This window comes from Nitrogeniibacter mangrovi (genome assembly GCF_010983895.1).
Classification (GTDB): domain Bacteria; phylum Pseudomonadota; class Gammaproteobacteria; order Burkholderiales; family Rhodocyclaceae; genus Nitrogeniibacter; species Nitrogeniibacter mangrovi.
Genome location: NZ_CP048836.1, coordinates 776180 through 795447 on the forward strand (window position 1 = coordinate 776180; position 19268 = coordinate 795447).

Genomic DNA, 19268 nt, shown 5'->3' on the forward strand with positions numbered 1-19268 from the left:
GGCAAGGTAGTGTCGAGGAATAGCTATGAGTCTTCCCCACAAGCAGGGTCTGTACGATCCGGCCAACGAACATGACGCCTGTGGCGTCGGATTTGTCGCTCACATCAAGGGCGAGAAACGACACGACATCATTACCCAGGGTCTCGAGATCCTGAAGAACATCGACCATCGCGGCGCCGTGGGTGCCGACCCGCTGCAGGGCGATGGTGCCGGCCTGCTGCTGCAGATTCCCGATGCGCTCTATCGCGAGGAGATGGCCCGTCAGGGCGTTGAACTGCCGTCCGCCGGCAGCTACGGCGTCGGTATGGCGTTCCTGCCCAAGGAGCACGCTTCCCGTCTGGCCTGTGAAGAAGAGATCGAGCGCGCAGTGCGCGCCGAAGGCCAGGTCGTGCTCGGCTGGCGCGATGTGCCGCTCAATCACGACATGCCCATGTCGCCGGCGGTCAAGAAGACCGAGCCGGTGATCCGCCAGGTGTTCGTCGGGCGTGGTCCCGACGTGATGGTCACCGAGGCGCTCGAGCGCAAGCTCTACGTGATCCGCCGCCGCGCGGCCAACGCCATCAAGGCGCTGGAACTCGAGCATGCCAAAGAGTTCTACATGGTCTCCATGTCGGCGCGCACCATCGTCTACAAGGGCCTGTTGCTGGCCAACCAGGTGGGCGAGTACTACACCGACCTGACCGATCCGCGTGCCGTCTCGGCGCTGGCGCTGGTGCACCAGCGCTTTTCCACCAACACCTTTCCCAAGTGGAACCTGGCCCATCCGTTCCGCATGATCGCCCACAACGGCGAGATCAACACCCTGCGCGGCAACTACAACTGGATGCGCGCGCGTGAGAAAGGGGTGTCCTCGCCGCTGCTCGGTGACGACTTGCAGAAGCTGTGGCCGCTGATCTATCCGGATCAGTCCGATTCGGCCGCCTTCGACAACGCGCTCGAACTGCTGGTCATGGCGGGATACTCCATGGCCCACGCGGTCATGATGATGATCCCCGAGGCCTGGGAGTCGCATGCCCTCATGGCCTCGCAGCGCCGCGCCTTCTACGAGTACCACGCTGCCATGATGGAGCCGTGGGACGGCCCCGCTGCCGTGGCCTTCACCGACGGCCGCCAGATCGGCGCCACGCTGGACCGCAACGGTCTGCGTCCGGCCCGCTATCTGGTCACCGACGACGATCTGGTGGTGATGGCCTCCGAATCCGGTGTGCTGCCCATCCCCGACAGCAAGATCGTCAAGAAATGGCGCCTGCAGCCGGGCAAGATGTTCCTGATCGACATGGATCAGGGTCGCATCATCGACGACGAGGAACTCAAGGAATCGCTGGCGACCGCCAAGCCCTACCGGGAGTGGAACGAGCGCATCAACATCAAGCTCGACGGCCTCGACGCGCCGGCCAATCCGTGCGCGCCCGAATGCAACGCGAAGCTGCTCGATCGGCAGCAGGCCTTCGGTTTCACCCAGGAAGACGTCAAGTTCATCCTCGAGCCGATGATGAAGGCCGGCGAGGAAGGCACCGGCTCCATGGGTAACGATTCGCCCATGGCCGTGCTGTCGAGCAAGGAAAAGCCGCTCTACAACTACTTCCGCCAGCTGTTCGCCCAGGTGACGAACCCGCCGATCGATCCGATCCGCGAAGAACTGGTGATGTCGCTGGTTTCGTTCATCGGTCCCAAGCCCAACCTGCTCGAGATCAACGAGATCAACCCCCCGTACCGCCTGGAAGTGTCCCAGCCGGTGCTGACCTTTGCCGACATGGCGAAGATCCGCGACATCGCGCGTTACACAGGCAACAAGTTCCGCTCCGCCGAACTCGACATCTGCTATCCGATCGAGTGGGGCAAGGAAGGTGTCGAGGCACGCCTGGCGTCCCTGTGTGCCGAAGCCGAAGACGCGGTGCTGCAGGGCTACAACATCCTGATCGTATCCGACCGCTGCGTGGACAAAACCAGCGTCGCGATCCCGGCGCTGCTGGCCACCTCGGCCATCCACCAACACTTGGTCACCAAAGGGCTGCGCACGCGCACCGGCCTGGTCGTCGAGACCGGCACCGCGCGTGAAAACCACCACTTCGCGGTGCTCGCCGGTTACGGCGCCGAGGCGGTCCATCCCTACCTGACGCTGGAAACCCTGCATCAGATGGCCGGCTCGCCCGACGCGGCGCAGAAAGCCGAGTACAACTTCGTCAAGGCGGTGGGCAAGGGCCTGCGCAAGATCATGTCGAAGATGGGCATCTCCACGTACATGTCGTACACCGGCGCCCAGATCTTCGAAGCGGTCGGCCTGCAGCAGAGCTTCGTGGACAAGTACTTCACCGGCACCACCAGCCAGGTCGAGGGTGTGGGCGTGTTCGAGGTCATGGAAGAGGCCATCCGCCTGCATGACAAGGCCTTCGGCGACGATCCGGTGCTGGCCGAGATGCTCGACGCCGGTGGCGAATACGCCTTCCGCATCCGCGGCGAAGAACACATGTGGACGCCCGACGCGATCGCCAAGCTGCAGCATGCGACCCGTTCCGGCAAGTACGACACGTACAAGGAATACGCTCGCCTGATCAACGACCAGACCAAGCGTCACATGACGCTGCGCGGCCTGTTCGAGATCAAGCCTGCGGGCGCCCCGATCAGCATCGACGAGGTCGAGCCGGCCAAGGAGATCGTCAAGCGCTTCGCCACCGGCGCCATGTCGCTGGGCTCCATCTCCACCGAGGCGCACACCACCCTGGCGATCGCCATGAACCGGATCGGTGGCAAGTCGAACACCGGCGAGGGTGGCGAGGATCCGATGCGCTTCATGCCGGTGTCCAAGCCGACCAAGCTCTCCGAGCTGATCGGCTCGAGCCGTATCGAGCGCGACATCGAGCTGCACCCCGGTGACAGCCTGCGTTCCGCGATCAAGCAGGTGGCTTCCGGCCGTTTCGGTGTCACCACCGAATACCTGGCCAACGCCGACCAGATCCAGATCAAGATGGCGCAGGGTGCCAAGCCGGGCGAGGGCGGCCAGCTGCCGGGGCACAAGGTGTCCGAGTACATCGGCTACCTGCGTCACTCGGTGCCGGGCGTCGGCCTGATCTCGCCTCCGCCGCACCACGACATCTACTCGATCGAGGATCTGGCGCAGCTGATCCACGATCTCAAGAACGCCAACGCGAAGGCCGACGTGAGCGTCAAGCTCGTCTCCGAGATCGGGGTGGGCACCGTGGCCGCCGGCGTCTCCAAGGCCAAGGCCGACCATGTCGTGATCGCCGGCCATGACGGCGGCACCGGCGCCTCGCCGCTGTCGTCGATCAAGCACGCCGGTTCGCCGTGGGAACTGGGCCTTGCCGAGACCCAGCAGACCCTGGTGCTCAACCGCCTGCGCTCGCGCATCCGCGTCCAGGTGGACGGTCAGATGAAGACCGGTCGCGACGTGGTCATCGGCGCGCTGCTCGGCGCCGACGAGTTCGGCTTCGCCACTGCGCCGCTGGTCGTCGAGGGCTGCATCATGATGCGCAAGTGTCACCTGAATACCTGCCCGGTCGGTGTGGCCACGCAGGATCCGGTGCTGCGCCGCCGCTTCTCCGGTCAGCCGGAGCATGTGGTCAACTTCTTCTTCTATGTCGCCGAGGAAGTGCGCGAGCTGATGGCCCAGATGGGCATCCGCAGCTTCAACGAGCTCATCGGTCGCTCCGACCTGCTCGACATGAAGAAGGGCATCGAGCACTGGAAGGCCAAGGGGCTCGACTACAGCCGGATCTTCTACCGGCCCGACGTGCCCGCCTCGGTGGCGCGTCATCACACCGAGTCGCAGGACCACGGTCTCGACAAGGCCTTCGACCAGCAGCTGGTCACGCTGGCCGCGGCGGCGCTCGACAAGGGCGAGCACGTCGCCATCGATCTGCCGGTACGCAACGTGAACCGCACCGTGGGCACCATCCTGTCGGGCGAGGTCGCACGGCGCTACGGTCACAAGGGGCTGCCCGACGACACCATCCACATCCGCCTGTCCGGCACCGCCGGCCAGAGCTTCGGCGCCTTCCTGGCCCGTGGCGTGACTCTGGATCTGGTGGGCGAAGGCAACGACTACGTGGGCAAAGGCATCTCCGGTGGTCGCATCATCGTGCGTCCGGACGAGAGCTTCCGCGGTGAGGCCGCCAGCAACATCATCATCGGCAATACCGTGATGTACGGCGCCATCGAAGGCGAGGCGTTCTTCTCCGGTGTGGGTGGCGAGCGCTTCTGCGTGCGCAACTCCGGTGCCACCGCGGTGGTCGAGGGCGTGGGTGACCACGGCTGCGAATACATGACCGGCGGCACGGTTGTCGTGCTCGGCGGCACCGGGCGCAACTTCGCGGCCGGCATGTCCGGCGGCGTGGCCTACGTGCTCGACGAAGCAGGCGACTTCGAGGATCGCTGCAACATGGCGCAGGTCGCCCTCGAGCCGGTCCAGGCCGAAGCCGACGACGACACCCCGGAAGAGACCCGCCACCAGGGCAAACCGGACGAGGTCATCCTCAAGGGGCTGATCGAGCGCCACGCCGAATACACCGGCAGCGCACGCGCCAAGGCCATCCTCGCCGACTGGCCGGCCTATCGCGCCCGCTTCGTCAAGGTGATGCCGCACGAATATCGTCGCGCGCTGGTCGAAATGGCCGCGCAGAAACAGAAGCAACTGGAGGCCGCGTAAGATGGGTAAGCCCACCGGATTTCTCGAATACGAGCGCCTGGCGGAAGCCATCGCCCCGGCGGAAGTGCGCATCAAGGATTACCGCGAGTTCGTCGCCCGCCTGCCGGACGACGAAGCCGCGGTGCAGGGCGCGCGCTGCATGGATTGCGGCATCCCTTTCTGCAACAGCGGTTGCCCGGTCAACAACATCATTCCGGACTGGAATGACCTGGTGTATCGCGGGCACTGGGAGCAGGCTATCGTCGTGCTGCACTCGACGAACAACTTCCCCGAGTTCACCGGGCGTATCTGCCCGGCGCCGTGCGAGGCCGCCTGTACCCTGAACATCAACGCCGACGCCGTGGGCATCAAGTCCATCGAGCGCGCCATCATCGACAAGGCCTGGGAAAACGGCTGGGTCAAGCCCCAGCCGGCGGCGCACCAGACCGGCAAGAAGGTTGCCGTCGTCGGTTCCGGCCCCGCTGGTCTCGCCGCGGCGCAGCAACTGGCTCGTGCCGGCCATGCGGTGGTGGTGTTCGAGAAGAACACGCGCATCGGTGGTCTGCTGCGCTACGGCATTCCCGACTTCAAGCTCGACAAAACGGTCATCGACCGCCGTCTCGAGCAGATGAAGGCCGAGGGTGTCGAATTCCGCACCGAAGTGTGCGTGGGCGCCAACCCCAACATGACCGGCGTGACCGACGACGGCAAGACGCTCATGAGCGCCGATGCGCTCAAGGCCGAGTTCGACGCCGTGCTGCTCGCGGCCGGCTCCGAGACGCCGCGTGATCTGCCCGCGCCGGGGCGCGAGCTGGACGGCGTGCACTTCGCCCTCGAGTTCCTGATCCCGCAGAACAAGACCGTCGCCGGCGACGCCCCCAACCCGATCAGCGCCGAAGGCAAGCATGTCATCGTGATCGGCGGCGGCGATACCGGTTCCGACTGCGTCGGCACCAGCTATCGCCATGGCGCCGCCTCCGTGACCCAGTTCGAGCTGATGCCGCAGCCGCCGGAAGAGGAAAACAAGGCGCTGACCTGGCCGTACTGGCCGATCAAGCTGCGTACCTCCTCGTCCCACAAGGAAGGCGCTACCCGGCGCGAATTTGCCATCGCCACCAAGGAATTCCTCGGTGAGAACGGCAAGGTCACCGGCCTCAAGACCGTCCGCCTGGAATGGAAGGACGGCAAGATGGGCGAGGTGCCGGGTTCCGAGGAAATCTACAAGGCCGACCTGGTGCTGTTCGCCATGGGCTTCACCCAGCCGGTCGCCTCGTTGCTCGAGGCCTTCGGCGTGGAGAAAGATCCGCGTGGCAACGCGAAGGCCACCACCGACGGTGAGGGCTGCTACGCGACCAACGTGGACAAGGTCTTTGCGGCCGGTGACGTGCGTCGCGGTCAGTCCTTGGTGGTGTGGGCGATCCGCGAAGGCCGCCAGGCCGCTCGCGAGATCGATCTGGCGCTGATGGGGACGACCGAGCTGCCTCGATAGGCACCGACGCGGCCTTCACGGCCTGCCCAAGCAGAAACGGGAAAGCGGCTTCGGCCGCTTTCCCGTTTTCGTGTCCGCCGTCGTGGCGGGGTTGGCCGGCCGTGGCCGGATCATGCCTCGGTGGCCGTGCTTCCGATAGCGGCCAGGACATCGACCGTGTGCCGGGCGATCATCCATTCCTCGTTGGTCGGAATCACCGCGATCGCCACCCGGCTGTCCGCCGCTTCGATGCGCGCCGCGTGGTTGTCGTTGGCCTCGCCGTCGAGGGTGGCTCCGAGCCAGACCGTTTGGTCGATCACCTGACGGCGCACCTCGGCCGCATGTTCGCCGATCCCGCCGGTGAACACGATCGCGTCGACGCCGCCAATGGCGGCCGCCATCGAGCCCAGTTCCCGGCCGATGCGATAGCAGAACAGGTCCACCGCCTCGCGCGCCTCGGGCGCCGTCGAGGCGAGCAGGTCCCGCATGTCGGAGCTGATCCCGGAGACGCCGAGCAATCCCGACTCCTTGTACAGCAGCCGGGTGAGGGCGGCGCTGTCCATTCCCTTCTGGTCCATCAGGTAGAGCAGCACGCCCGGATCGATACTGCCCGTGCGGGTCCCCATCATCAGGCCGTCGACCGCGGTGAAGCCCATGGTGGACGCGACGCTCTTGCCATCACGCATGGCGCACATGCTGGCGCCGTTGCCCAGATGGGCGACGACGACGCCGCCGCGGCCACGCTCGGCGCCCAGGGCCGATTCGAGCTGGCGGGCAATGAAATCGTAGGACAGCCCGTGGAATCCATAGCGGCGGATGCCGGCCTCGGTCAGCGCGCGCGGCAGGGCGAACATCTGCGCCACTTCCGGCTGGCTGCGATGGAAGGCGGTGTCGAAGCAGCCGACCTGTTCCAGTTCCGGCATCAGCCGTGCGACAGCCCGGACCACGCGCAGGTTGTGGGGCTGATGCAGGGGGGCGAGGGGGACGTAGCCGTCGAGCTTCATGAGCACGTCGCCGGTCAGGCGCATCGGCGCGCTGTAACGTTTGCCCCCGTGCACGATGCGATGGCCGGCCGCCACCAGGGTCATGTCGGTCTGGTGGTCGCGCAGCCACACGAGCAGGGTGTCGAGCGCCTGACGGTGATGCGCCTCGAGGGTGTCTTTCGCGGGCGGCGGGATGTCGGTGTCGAAAGTCTCGCCCGAGCGCATGCGCGCGTGCAGGCGGGCATGGACGCCGATGCCCTCGATCTGGCCGACCATCTCCGGGGTGTCGGCCAGCGCCGGCTCGATCGGATAGAGGGCGAACTTGAGGCTCGAGGAGCCGGCATTGAAGGTGAGGATTGCTTTCATCGCAGCTGCGTTCGGCGTTGGTGGGCCATGAGCTGGGCGATGGCGCAGGAGGCGGCGCGCGTCTCGGCGGTATCGGCCCGGCTGGTGAGCACGATGGGGACGCGGGCGCCGAGCACGACCCCGGCCAGCACCGCGTCGGCCAGGTATTCGAGCTGCTTGGCAACCATGTTGCCCGACTCCAGGTCCGGCACCACGAGGATGTCGGCGTTGCCGGCCACCAGCGAGTGGATGCCCTTGGTCTTGGCGGCGAGGATGGAGACCGCGTTGTCGAAGGCGAGCGGGCCATCCAGCAGGCCGCCCTTGATCTGACCGCGATCGGCCATCTTGCACAGGGCGGCGGCGTCGATGGTCGAGCGCATCTTGGAGGTGACGGTTTCCACCGCGGACAGGATCGCGACCTTCGGCTCGATCATGCCCATGGTCTGGGCCAGCTCGATCGCGTTCTGGATGATGTCCACCTTCTCCTCGAGGGTCGGCTCGATGTTGATCGCCGCGTCGGTGATCAGCAGCGGGTGGGCATAGGTGGGCACCTCGGCGATGAACACATGGCTGATGCGCCGCTCGGTGCGCAGGCCGCCGGCCTTGCTGACCACCGCGCTCATGAGTTCGTCGGTGTGCAGCGACCCCTTCATGAGCGCCTCCACCTCGCCGTTGCGCGCCAGTTCCACCGCCTTCTCGGCGGCCGCGTGGCTGTGGGGCACGTCGACGATGCGCACACCGGTCAGATCGAAGCCCTCGGCCTCGGCAACCGCCCGGATCTTGGCTTCCGGCCCGACCAGGACCGGAATCACCAGCCCTTCTTCGGCCGCCTGCAGCGGGCCGGCCAGCGACTCGGTGTCACACGGGTGCGCCACCGCGATGGGAATCGGATCGAGCCCGGCGGTCATCGACACCAGCTGCTGGTAGCGCAACTCCTTGTCGGAGATGGTGACTTCGGGCAGATTCACCCGTGGGCGCTTGATCTTCTCGGTCGGCGCGAGCACCTCGGCGGTGCCGTCGATCACTTTCAGCCCGTCCTGGTTGGTGGCCAGGCATTCGAAGATGATGTGGCTGTTGTGCTCGAACTTCTCGCGGCAGGTGACGGTGACGGTCAGGGTGTCGCCGATGCTCACCGGGCGCCAGAACTTGAGCGACTGGGCGACGTACACCGTCCCGGGGCCGGGAAACTCGGTACCCATGATCGAGGAAAACAGCGTGCTGCCCCACATGCTGTGACCCACCACCTCGCGGAACTGGCTCGAGTGCGCGAATTCCGGATCCACATGGGTGGGATTGACGTCGCCGGAGACCGCCGCGAACAGGTGGATGTCGTTCGGCTTCAGGGTGCGCGTGAGCTGGGCGTGATCGCCGATGGCGATCTCGTCGAAGGTCCGGTTTTCGATGAATTGATGGGCAATGCGGTGCATCAGGCACCCTCCAGGTTATATGCGTCGCAACATCGCCATTCTAACGGCGTGGTTTTTTCAAACGTTAGACCGTGATCAAAGAATAGTGCATTGCATCAAAACGCGTCTTTGTAACAGTCCCGGGGTGAGACGCAGCTAACGGTCGACGACATGGACGCATGCTAGAATCCGCCCGCAAATCCTCGCCAAATGGAATTGTCATGCAAGTTGTCGTTCTCGCCGCCGGCCAGGGCAAGCGGATGCGCTCCGTGTTGCCCAAGGTGCTGCAACCGATAGCCGGCCGCCCGATGCTGGCGCATGTGCTCGACACGGCACGCGCGCTGGGCAGCGACCGGATCTGCGTCGTCCATGGCCATGGCGGCGAGGCCGTCCGTGATGCCCTGGACGCGCCCGATCTGGCGTGGGCCCTGCAGTCGCCCCAGCTCGGCACCGGCCATGCCGTGCAGCAGGCGCTGCCGCACCTGGACGACGGCCAGATGGCGCTGGTGCTGTACGGCGACGTGCCGCTGATCGGGCAGGACACCCTGCGGCGCCTGGTGGACGCGGCCGGGGCCGACCGCCTGGCCTTGCTGACCGTGGCGCTGGACGATCCCACCGGCTACGGGCGCATCGTGCGCGATGCCGCCGGGCAGGTGCAGCGCATCGTCGAACACAAGGACGCGAGTGAAGCCGAACGTGCGATCCGCGAGGTCAACACCGGCATTCTCGTCGCTCCGGTGGCGCGCCTGCGCGACTGGCTCGGTCGCCTGCGCAACGACAACGCCCAGCAGGAGTACTACCTCACCGACATCATCGCCATGGCGGTGGACGAGGCGGTGGCGGTGGTCGCCGCCCAGCCCGACCGGGTGATCGAGACCCTCGGGGTGAACAACAAGCTGCAGCTGGCCGAGCTCGAGCGCGCCTGGCAGCGCCAGCAGGCCGACGCCCTGCTCGAGGCCGGCGTCACGCTGATCGACCCGGCGCGCATCGACATCCGCGGCCACCTGAGCTGTGCTCGCGACGTGCAGATCGATGTGAACTGCGTTTTCGAAGGCACGGTGGAACTGGGCGAGGGCGTGCACATCGGCGCCAACTGCGTGATCCGCAATGCCCGTATCGCCGCCGGAACGCGCATCCAGCCCTTCTCCCACATCGAAGACACGTGCATGGGCGAAGGCTGCGTCATCGGCCCCTACGCGCGCACCCGTCCCGGCACCGAGCTGGGCAACGACGTGCATCTGGGCAATTTCGTCGAAGTGAAGAACAGCCGCATCGCCAACCACTCGAAGGCCAATCACCTGGCCTATGTGGGCGACGCCGACATCGGCGAGCGCGTCAATGTCGGCGCCGGGACCATCACCTGCAACTACGATGGCGCCAACAAGTTCCGCACCGTCATCGAAGACGACGTGTTCATCGGCTCCGACACCCAGCTGGTGGCCCCGGTGCGCGTCGGCAAGGGCGCCACCCTCGGCGCCGGTACCACCCTGACCAAGGACGCGCCCGCCGGCGAGCTGACCGTCTCGCGTTCGAAGCAGATCACCATCACCGGGTGGAAACGTCCGGTCAAGCAACCCAAATAAGCCCGTCGGCCGCCCCCGACCGAGGAGAGACGCATGTGTGGCATCGTTACCGCCATTTCCACCGACAACGTGGTTCCGGTCCTGCTCGAGGGCCTGCGCAAGCTCGAATACCGCGGCTACGACTCGGCCGGCCTCGCCGTGCTGCATGAAGACAGCCTGGTCCGGGTGCGTTCCGCCGGTCGTGTCGCCGAACTGGCCACCATGGCCGCCAGTCGCCATCTGACCGGCAACATCGGCATCGCCCACACCCGCTGGGCCACCCACGGCGAGCCCTCCGAGCGCAATGCCCATCCGCATGTGTCTGCCGGGCTGGCGGTGGTGCACAACGGCATCATCGAAAACTACGAAGCGATCCGCGAGCGTCTCACCGCCAAGGGCTTCGTGTTCGAAAGCGAAACCGACACCGAGACCATCGCCCACCTGGTGCGCGACAAGCTCAACGCCGGCCAGCCCCTGCTCGAGGCCGTGCGCCTGACCGCCAACGAACTCGAGGGCGCCTACGCCATCGGCGTGATCAGCGAGGCCGACCCGTTCACCGCCGTGGTGGCCCGCAAGGGCTCGCCGCTGCTGCTCGGCGTGGGCGAGCGCGGCATCTACGCCGCCTCCGACACCTCGGCGCTGCTCCAGGTCACCCGCAAGGTGGTGTACCTCGAAGACGGCGACGTGGCCGAGCTCAAGCTCACCGGCTACCGCATCTTCCGCCCCGACGGCAGCCCCGTCGAACGCACCGTCACCGTCTCGTCCCTGTCCGCCGACGCGGTCGAGCTGGGCCAGTACCGGCACTACATGCAGAAGGAGATCTTCGAGCAGCCCCAGGCGCTGGGCAACACCCTCGAGATGATCGCCGGCGGCAACACCATCTCCCCGCAAGTGTTCGGGGCCCACGCCGGCGACGTGCTCGGCGCCACCCGGCGGGTGCTCATCATCGCCTGCGGCACCAGCTTCCACGCCGGCCTCGTGGCCCGCTACTGGCTCGAATCCATCGCCGGCATCCCCTGCGCGGTCGAGATCGCCAGCGAATACCGCTATCGCGTCTCCGTGGCCGATCCCGAGACCCTCGTCGTCGTCATCTCCCAGTCCGGCGAGACCGCCGACACCCTCGCCGCGCTCAAGCATGCCAAGCAACTGGGCATGGACAAGACCCTGGCGATCTGCAACGTGCCCGAGTCGGCCATCGTGCGCGAGACGGCGCTGCGCTTCATCACCCGCGCCGGCCCCGAAATCGGCGTTGCCTCCACCAAGGCCTTCACCACCCAGCTCGCTGCGCTGGCGCTGCTCACCCTCGCGCTGGCGAAGATCAACGACCGCCTCACGGCAGACGACGAAAACACCTACCTCACCGCCCTGCGCCACCTGCCCGTGGCGGTCACCAAGGTGCTCGAACTCGAGCCCGAGATCGAGCAATGGGCCCAGCGTTTCGCCAGCAAGCAGCACGCCCTGTTCCTCGGCCGCGGTCGCCACTGGCCCATCGCCATGGAAGGCGCGCTCAAGCTCAAGGAAATCTCCTACATCCATGCCGAGTCCTACGCCGCTGGCGAACTCAAGCACGGCCCGCTCGCCCTGGTGGACCGCGACATGCCCGTCATCGCCGTCGCGCCCGCCGACGAACTGCTCGAAAAGCTCAAGAGCAACCTTCAGGAAGTGCGCGCCCGTGGCGGCGAGCTGTATGTGTTCGCCGATGCCGGCAGCGAGATTCCCGAGTCCGACGGGGTGCACATCCTCCACATGCCCGAGCACTACGGCATGCTCTCCCCGGTGCTCCATGTGATCCCGCTGCAGCTGCTGTCCTACCACGCGGCGCTGGTCAAAGGCACCGATGTGGACAAACCGCGCAACCTGGCCAAGAGCGTGACGGTGGAATAGTTGTCCGTTTGCCGTGTGGCGTCGGTGGTGACGCCGATCGGCTGCCCGCCGAATCCGTCGGCCGGGTCTTCGGCGCACGGTGGCGTGGCTCGAGGGGGGCGGGCACGTCCCCCCGGCGTCTCGTCGCCTCGCTGGCGGGCCTGCGCTTCACCAGCGATGCGCTGGTCCGGCAGAGCGATCGTCGTTTCGGGTGAATCGTCCGACACCGGCGCCGCCGACACGGTTTCCGGTCGGCCCGCTACGGCGGGAGGGGGCGGTGGGCCTCCGACAGACGCTGGATCCGCGCCAGGAGGTCGTCGACCTCGGTACGGGTGGTATCGACGACCACGGCCATCACCCGTTCGTCCGCATCCAGGGGCTCGGCCGTGCGGCGCTGTCCGGCCAGTACCGCCAGGGTCGCTTCCGAGGCATCGGCGCCGCCCGCGCTGCGCGATACCACCCGTCGTTCCAACTCTGCCGCGGGGGCCTGGCAATCGACGATGACGCAGGGGATGCCGCGCGCCCGGGCCAGACGGCGGAAGCCCTCCCGCTGCCAGCGGCGCAGGCAGGCGGCGTCGATGATGACGGGGTAGCCGGCGGCGAGCGCGCCGGTGGCCAGCTCGGTCAGGCGCGCGTAGGTGGCGCGGGTCTCCGGGTCGCCATACAGCCCGGCGTCCAGCGCCGAGCCGCTGCGTGTCAGCGGCGCGAGGCCGTGCAGGCGCTTGCGCTCCACGTCCGAGCGCAGTTGCACCGCGCCCAGCGCCTGGGCCAGGGCGCGCGCGACCGTGCTCTTGCCCGAGCCGGCCAGGCCGTGAGTGACGAGCAGTCGCGGCGGCGTGGGCATGGTGGTGTCGGCGGCGTGGTCGAGATAGCGGCGCGCGTCGGCGTCGGCGCCGCTCAGGGCGGCGACCATGGCGCGGACGAGGGCGCGGTACACCCGGTAGAAGCGCAGCACGGCCAGGCCGCCGTAGTCGCCCAGGGGCTCCAGCCAGGCGTTGACCACCCGCCAGGCGAAATCCGGCCGTCCGCGTTCGGCCAGATCCATGACCAGGAAGGCCAGGTCGGCGACGATGTCGATCCAGCGCAGGGCGGGGTCGAACTCGATGCAGTCGAACACCACCGGCGTGTCGTCCACCCGCACGATGTTGCCCAGGTGGAGGTCGCCGTGGCATTCGCGCACGAAGCCGGCCGCCTTGCGCGCGTCGAACTTCGGCCGCAGGCGTTGGTGTTCGGCGCGGCACCAGGCGTCGAGCGCAGCGACGCGCGGTCGCTCGGCGGGGGCGGCCAGCGCCTGCAGCCGGTCCAGCACGGCCGCCACCTGCGCCCAGACGATGTCGGCACGGCCGTGGTCGGTGTCGGGCGCCGCCGCCGGCACGCTGGCGTGAAAGCGGGCGATCGCGGCCGCCAGCGCATCCACATGGCCGGGCCTCAGGCGCCCCTGCGCCAACACCGCGTCGAGGCGGTCGGCCGGGTCGAACTGGCGCATCTTCACCGCGAAGTCGATCGCCTCGGCGCCATCCCAGTGCGGATCCGCCCAGGTGCCGCCGATCGGTGCCACTCCAAGATAGATGTCGGGCGCCAGACGGCGATTGAGGCGCAGCTCCTCCTCGCAGCAGAAGCGCCGCCGGGCCGGGGAGGTGTAGTCGACGAAGCCCAGATCGACCGCCTTCTTGATCTTGTAGGCGAACGGCCCGGTCAGGAGCACGAAGGAGATGTGGGTCTCGATGACCGACACCGAGGTGACCGGATGGGGATAGCGGGCCGGGTCTTGCAGCCGCTCGACCATCTGCCGCTGCGCTTCGAGTGGGCCGGGGGCGCTCATGGGGCCGGCGCCGCCTCGCGCAGCAGGCGCACCACCTCGGCGTCCTCGACCTGGGTGAAATCGGCGTAGTAAGCCCCGATCGCGCTCATGTCCGGCGGCGCGATCAGGCATTCGACCCGGTCGCAATGGGGGGCGATGTGTGCGAGCGTCTCGGGCGGCGCCACCGGCACCGCGACGATGAGCTCGTGGGGCGTGTGCGCCTCGAGCACATGCAGGGCGGCGAGCATGGTTGCGCCCGTAGCCAGGCCGTCGTCGGTGACGATGACCGAGCGTCCGGCCACCTCGACGGCGGGGCGCACCGTGCGGAACAGCGCCTGGCGCCGGCGGATCTCGGCGGCTTGGTGTTCGCGCTCGGTGTCGATGTAGGCGCGCGTGGCACCCGGCACCGAGGCGGCGAAGTCGGTCAGCTGGACGCGGCCGTCCTCGCCGAGGGCGCCGATGGCCAGTTCGGGCTGCCAGGGCGCCCGAAGCTTGCGCGCGAGCACCACATCGAACTCGGCCCCCAGCTGCCGGGCCAGTACCGCCGCGAGGACCGCGCCCCCGCGCGGGATGCCGAGCACGACCGGTTGTTTCAGCGGCTGCCCGACCAACCGGGCCGCGAGCTGGCGAGCCGCGTCTTCGCGATTCTGGAACATGGAGCACTCCTGTAGCTGCCGGGCCCCGGAGCCGGGCGAGTCCGCCGCCGGGGCGTGTGCTGACGCCATTCCGTCTTCACTGTAGGTCGTCGTGGTCGGCTCGCCATGACCGAAGTCAAACGGATCGCCCTGGGCGACGGCCTGAGCGGCGCCGGCCGTGGTTTCGGGGCATGTGCCCAGGGGTTTTCTCCGCTGTGGTGTCGGCCGGCGTTGAAATAACATAAATAACAAATATAAATTTTGTTATCGCGTGCGCGTCGAAAAGATGTGCTAGATCAAGGTGGTTCTCATTCTTGATACGCCAAAAACCATAAAAACAAAAAAATTGACAAAAACAATCGCACTTGGTATCGTCCGTCCCATACCGACAACCGAGTGCATCGCCATGAAAACGATCATGCTGGTCGACGATTCCGCGACCATCCTGCTGTCCATCTCCGGCATCCTCAGCAAGGAGGGCTACCGGGTGGAGAAGGCCGCCAGCGGCGCCGAGGCGCTGGCCCGCTTTTCCGCCGGCGGGCAGGTCGACCTGCTGATCACCGACCTGAACATGCCGGGCATGAACGGCATCGAGCTGATCCGCGAGGTGCGCAAGCTGCCGGCGTACCGGTTCATGCCGATCCTGTTCCTGACCACCGAGTCGCAGCAGGACAAGCGCGCCGAGGCCAAGGCCGCAGGTGCCAGCGGCTGGCTGGTCAAGCCGGCGACGGCGGACGGCCTCCTGCGCACCGTGCGCATGGTCGTCAAGTAAGCCGACGGAGCCCGATCATGATGCGTCGGCAATTGGCCCTCCACGGCGGCGCGGCCCTGGCCGCCCTCGCTGCCCTGACGAGCGTGGGCGTCTATCTGGGCAACCCGCTCTACCACGGCCTCGCGGTCCGGTTCGGGCTTCAGCACCGTGTCGAGGATGTGCTCGGCGGGCTGCTGGTGCTCGCCGTGTCCGGGGTGCTGATGCTGCTCATCGCGCTGCTGGCCATCGGCCGCCAGGGGCGACAGTACGAGACCCGGATCGAGGCCCTCCAGGGGCAGCTGGACGAGGCCGCCGGCGGGCGCCGGGTGCTGGTCGAGGAGCTCGACGGCATGCGCCGCGCCACCGATCTGATGGGGCGCCAGCTCGATCTGATCACTGCGCAGACCGAGCAGGCCGCGACCACCGTCACCTCCCGCTTCATGGACATCGACGGCGCCATGGCGCAGCTCAAGGGCATCCTGTCGAGCGTGAGCGCCGACAGCCAGGCCTTCAGCGCCGACACCGACCGGCGCGTCGATCACAACCGCGACACCATCGATACCCTCAACAGTTTCATCGATGCCCGCGTGCGGGCGGTCGACGCCGAGCGCGAACGTGTCGCCCATGTGATCGAGGAGGCGCGCGCGCTGGCTTCGCTGGTGGACGTGATCCGCGACGTGGCCAGCCAGACCAACCTGCTCGCGCTCAACGCGGCGATCGAGGCGGCCCGCGCCGGTGACGTCGGGCGCGGGTTCGCCGTGGTCGCCGACGAGGTCCGCAAGCTGTCCGGCGCCGTGGATCAGGCCGCCTCGCGCGTGGGCGAGGGCATTGCCCGGGTCGCGGGCGTGGTCGAGCGCGAGTTCGCCGACAGCGCCTCGGAGGCCAGCGTCGAGGCCGAGCGCGCCTCGCTGGGGCAGATCAGCGAACAACTGGTGGCCCTGCAGGGCAGCGTGACCCACGCGGTGCGCCACGAGGCCGAATCGGTGGGCGTCATCGTCGAGGTCGCCGCCAGCCTGGACACCATGTTCTACGAGGTGGTCTCCACCATGCAGTTCCAGGACATCGCCCGCCAGCAGGCCGAGCAGATCAAGCGCCTGATCTCGCTCACCGACGCCCACGTCGGCGCACTGGTGCGTTGCCTGGACAACCCGGCGCAGGCGCTCGCGGGCGTCTCGCCCATGGGCGACCAGCTCGACGCGCTGTACGACGAATACGTGATGCAGTCCCAGCGCCTGGCACACCACGAGGGCGCCCCGCGCGCGGCTGCCGCCGCGGACGCGCCCGCGATCGAACTGTTCTGAGGAAATTCCGATGCCGGAGCACACCGAAATCGACGCACCGCACCACCGCCTCGCGCTGGACGGCGAACTGACCGTCTATCGCGCCGCCGAGCTCAAACCGTTGTTGATCGACGCGGTACGTGCGCACCGTGCGGTGGCCGCCGATCTGGGCGCCGTCACCGAGTTCGACAGCGCCGGCGTGCAGCTGCTGATGCTCGCCGGCGGCGAGGCGCAGCGGCTGGGTCACGACTTCGTCATCGAACGCTGCAGCGAGCCGGTGCGCGAGCTGCTCGCCTTCTTCAACCTGCCGGCCATGTTGCCCCCATCGGGAGACACGGCGGCCATGGAGACGACCCATGAATGAAACCCTGACCGTCTTCGCCCAGGAGGCCCGCGAGCGCCTCGAGGAGCTCGAGTCGCTGCTGCTCGATCTGGAGCAGCAGGGCAGCGACGGCGAGACGCTCAACGCCATCTTTCGCGCCGCGCACACCATCAAGGGGGCCTCGGGCGTGGTCGAGATCGGCCCCATCGAGCAATTCACCCATGTGCTCGAAAACCTCCTCGATCACCTGCGCGAAGGGGATGTCGCGGTGAGCCCGGAGCTGGTGTCGGCCCTGCTGAGCGGTGGCGACCACATCGGCCGGCTGCTCGAACACCTGTCCGAGCTTGCCGAAGGACAGACGCCCGCCGTGGTGGCCGAGGGCGAGGTGCTGGCCGATCGCCTGCGCGCCTTCCTGCCCGGCGCCGCCGCGGGCGCGCCCGCCCCGACCGTGGCCGCCGGTCCGGCGCGGTCGAGCGATGCGGATGCGCCGCGGGCGGGCAACCGCCACTGGCATGTCTCGGTGCGTTTCGGCGAGTCGGTGCTGCGCCAGGGCATGGACCCGGCCGCCTTCCTGCGCTATCTGCCCACGGTGGGCTCGGTGGTGCGCATGGAGACGCTCGCCGATGCCCTGCCGCCGGCCGACGAGATGGACCCGGAAGCCTGCTACCTCGGCTTCGAGATCGCCCTGGCCGAGGCCGCCGACGCCACCAGCATCGAGAGCGTGTTCGACTTCGTCCGCGACGACTGCCTGCTCACGGTACTGCCGCCGCATGCCCCCCTGGCCGACTATGCCGCGCTGCTCGACGCACGCCCGGAGGGGGCGGCGCGTCTGGGGGCGGTGCTCGTGGACATGGGCTGCCTGAGCGCCGAGGCGCTGGCGCATGTCGTCGCCGCCGAGGCGGTGGCCGCGGACGACGGCGTCGCGCTGTTGCCGGCCCTCGCCGATGCGGCGTCGCTGCCGGCGGCCGCTGAGCCGGTGCGGCGTGGCAGCGATGGGCGCAGCGGGCAGGAGACGCGTCTGATCCGGGTGCCCGCGGACAAGCTCGACCGCCTCATCGACCTGATCGGCGAGCTGGTGATCGGCAGCGCCTCGGCCGAGCTGTTCGCCCGCCGCAGCCGCGAGACCGCGCTCATCGAGGTCAACGCCAACGTCTCGCGCCTGGTCGAGGACGTGCGCGACGCCGCCCTGCAACTGCGCATGGTGACCATCGGCGAGACCTTCAACCGCTTCCAGCGCGTGGTGCGCGACACCGCCCGCGAGCTGGGCAAGGCCATCGGCCTGGAGGTGCGAGGCGCCGAGACCGAGCTCGACAAATCCATGGTCGAGCGTCTCGGCGAGCCGCTCCTGCATCTGGTGCGCAACGCCATCGACCACGGCATCGAGCCGCAGGACGAGCGCCTCGCCGCGGGCAAGCGCGCCGAGGGGCGACTGCAGCTGAACGCCTTCCACGACTCGGGCAGCGTGGTGATCGAGGTGGTCGACGACGGACGCGGTCTCGATCCGGAGCGCATCCGCGCACGCGCGGTCGAGCGCGGGCTGGTCGGCGCCGAGCAGGGGCTCACCGACGCGGAGGCCCTGCAGCTCATCTTCGAACCCGGCTTCTCCACCGTGGATGCGGTGACCAAGCTGTCCGGGCGCGGGGTGGGCATGGACGTGGTCAAGCGCACCATCGCCGCCCTGCGCGGCACGGTGGATGTGCGCTCCACGGTGGGCGAGGGCACCACCTTCGTGCTGCGCCTGCCGCTCACGCTGGCGATCATCGACGGTTTCCTGGTCGCCGCCGGCCAGCACAACTACGTCATTCCGCTGGACAACGTGGCCGAATGTCTCGAGCTGACCGCCGACGACGTCTATGGCGACGTGTTCCGCCTGCGCGGCGAGCCGCTGCCCCTGGTGCGCCTGCGCACCCTGTTCGACCTCGCCGATGCGCCGCCCAGGCGGCAGAACGTGGTGGTCGTCCAGGCGGGCAACCAGCGCGCCGGCATCGTCGTCGATGCGCTGCTCGGCGAATTCCAGACCGTCATCAAACCGCTCGGGCTGCTGTTCCGCAACCTGCGCGGGGTGGCCGGCTCGACCATCATGGGCAACGGCGAAGTGGCCCTGATCGTCGATGTCCCCAACCTCGTCTCCGTTGCCGCGGCGACCCAGCAACACGCGTTTTCCGACAACGTCCGGCCGGCCGTGCCGCACGTCCTCAGCTAATCAACGA

12 protein-coding genes are annotated in these 19268 nt (G+C 67.9%); 8 read left to right on the forward strand and 4 right to left on the reverse strand.

What is annotated here, in order from left to right; translation table 11 throughout:
* The first annotated feature begins 25 nt into the window (after window positions 1-25).
* Window positions 26-4663 carry a glutamate synthase-related protein gene (locus G3580_RS03570; protein ID WP_173763962.1) on the forward strand — a complete coding sequence of 1546 codons (4638 nt, stop codon included), beginning with the start codon at window positions 26-28 and terminating at the stop codon, window positions 4661-4663.
* A gap of 1 nt (window position 4664) precedes the next feature.
* Complete coding sequence (locus G3580_RS03575; protein ID WP_173763963.1) at window positions 4665-6131, forward strand: glutamate synthase subunit beta; 1467 nt, start codon at window positions 4665-4667, stop codon at window positions 6129-6131.
* A gap of 110 nt (window positions 6132-6241) precedes the next feature.
* Here G3580_RS03575 and G3580_RS03580 read toward each other — a convergent pair whose 3' ends face one another.
* Entirely contained in the window at window positions 6242-7459 is a 1218-nt protein-coding gene (locus G3580_RS03580; RefSeq protein ID WP_173763964.1) for an acetate/propionate family kinase, read from the reverse strand.
* A complete protein-coding gene (locus tag G3580_RS03585) occupies window positions 7456-8865 on the reverse strand; it encodes a bifunctional enoyl-CoA hydratase/phosphate acetyltransferase (protein ID WP_173763965.1) in 1410 nt (469 codons plus the stop codon). The genes G3580_RS03580 and G3580_RS03585 overlap by 4 nt, the downstream gene beginning before the upstream one ends.
* 200 nt (window positions 8866-9065) lie before the next feature.
* On the opposite strand from G3580_RS03585, the gene glmU reads away from it, so the two are divergent.
* Together glmU and glmS are read left to right on the forward strand one after the other, a co-directional pair.
* On the forward strand, window positions 9066-10427 hold the full coding sequence (gene glmU, locus G3580_RS03590; RefSeq protein WP_173763966.1) for a bifunctional UDP-N-acetylglucosamine diphosphorylase/glucosamine-1-phosphate N-acetyltransferase GlmU: 1362 nt from the start codon (window positions 9066-9068) through the stop codon (window positions 10425-10427).
* 33 nt (window positions 10428-10460) lie between these two features.
* Window positions 10461-12290: a glutamine--fructose-6-phosphate transaminase (isomerizing) gene (glmS, locus tag G3580_RS03595; protein ID WP_173763967.1), complete on the forward strand. Its 1830-nt coding sequence runs from the start codon at window positions 10461-10463 to the stop codon at window positions 12288-12290.
* A 238-nt stretch (window positions 12291-12528) separates the two neighbouring features.
* Here glmS and G3580_RS03600 read toward each other — a convergent pair whose 3' ends face one another.
* Window positions 12529-14091, reverse strand: a complete 1563-nt coding sequence (locus tag G3580_RS03600; protein WP_173763968.1) for a bifunctional aminoglycoside phosphotransferase/ATP-binding protein — start codon at window positions 14089-14091, stop codon at window positions 12529-12531.
* Window positions 14088-14726 carry a phosphoribosyltransferase gene (locus tag G3580_RS03605; protein WP_173763969.1) on the reverse strand — a complete coding sequence of 213 codons (639 nt, stop codon included), beginning with the start codon at window positions 14724-14726 and terminating at the stop codon, window positions 14088-14090. Before G3580_RS03605 ends, G3580_RS03600 begins: the two co-directional genes overlap by 4 nt.
* 385 nt (window positions 14727-15111) lie before the next feature.
* Here G3580_RS03605 and G3580_RS03610 point away from each other — a divergent pair, with 385 nt between their 5' ends.
* From G3580_RS03610 to G3580_RS03625, 4 genes are read left to right on the forward strand one after another with little or no spacing between them, the layout of a single operon-like run.
* Complete coding sequence (locus G3580_RS03610; protein ID WP_173763970.1) at window positions 15112-15477, forward strand: response regulator; 366 nt, start codon at window positions 15112-15114, stop codon at window positions 15475-15477.
* Between the two features lie 17 nt (window positions 15478-15494).
* Window positions 15495-16757: a methyl-accepting chemotaxis protein gene (locus G3580_RS03615; protein WP_173763971.1), complete on the forward strand. Its 1263-nt coding sequence runs from the start codon at window positions 15495-15497 to the stop codon at window positions 16755-16757.
* Between the two features lie 10 nt (window positions 16758-16767).
* On the forward strand, window positions 16768-17100 hold the full coding sequence (locus G3580_RS03620) for an STAS domain-containing protein (protein WP_173763972.1): 333 nt from the start codon (window positions 16768-16770) through the stop codon (window positions 17098-17100).
* Window positions 17093-19261: a chemotaxis protein CheA gene (locus G3580_RS03625; protein WP_173763973.1), complete on the forward strand. Its 2169-nt coding sequence runs from the start codon at window positions 17093-17095 to the stop codon at window positions 19259-19261. Before G3580_RS03620 ends, G3580_RS03625 begins: the two co-directional genes overlap by 8 nt.
* The last annotated feature ends 7 nt before the right edge of the window (window positions 19262-19268 follow it).

What these genes read in the sequence shown, in the direction of transcription:
- G3580_RS03575 (WP_173763963.1), top strand. Translation starts at nt 4,665, where the DNA reads ATGGGTAAGCCCACCGGATTTCTCGAATACGAGCGCCTGGCGGAAGCC.
- G3580_RS03615 (WP_173763971.1), top strand. Translation starts at nt 15,495, where the DNA reads ATGATGCGTCGGCAATTGGCCCTCCACGGCGGCGCGGCCCTGGCCGCC.
- glmS (WP_173763967.1), top strand. Translation starts at nt 10,461, where the DNA reads ATGTGTGGCATCGTTACCGCCATTTCCACCGACAACGTGGTTCCGGTC.
- glmU (WP_173763966.1), top strand. Translation starts at nt 9,066, where the DNA reads ATGCAAGTTGTCGTTCTCGCCGCCGGCCAGGGCAAGCGGATGCGCTCC.
- G3580_RS03580 (WP_173763964.1), bottom strand. Translation starts at nt 7,459, where the DNA reads ATGAAAGCAATCCTCACCTTCAATGCCGGCTCCTCGAGCCTCAAGTTC.
- G3580_RS03625 (WP_173763973.1), top strand. Translation starts at nt 17,093, where the DNA reads ATGAATGAAACCCTGACCGTCTTCGCCCAGGAGGCCCGCGAGCGCCTC.
- G3580_RS03620 (WP_173763972.1), top strand. Translation starts at nt 16,768, where the DNA reads ATGCCGGAGCACACCGAAATCGACGCACCGCACCACCGCCTCGCGCTG.
- G3580_RS03600 (WP_173763968.1), bottom strand. Translation starts at nt 14,091, where the DNA reads ATGAGCGCCCCCGGCCCACTCGAAGCGCAGCGGCAGATGGTCGAGCGG.
- G3580_RS03570 (WP_173763962.1), top strand. Translation starts at nt 26, where the DNA reads ATGAGTCTTCCCCACAAGCAGGGTCTGTACGATCCGGCCAACGAACAT.
- G3580_RS03605 (WP_173763969.1), bottom strand. Translation starts at nt 14,726, where the DNA reads ATGTTCCAGAATCGCGAAGACGCGGCTCGCCAGCTCGCGGCCCGGTTG.
- G3580_RS03610 (WP_173763970.1), top strand. Translation starts at nt 15,112, where the DNA reads ATGAAAACGATCATGCTGGTCGACGATTCCGCGACCATCCTGCTGTCC.
- G3580_RS03585 (WP_173763965.1), bottom strand. Translation starts at nt 8,865, where the DNA reads ATGCACCGCATTGCCCATCAATTCATCGAAAACCGGACCTTCGACGAG.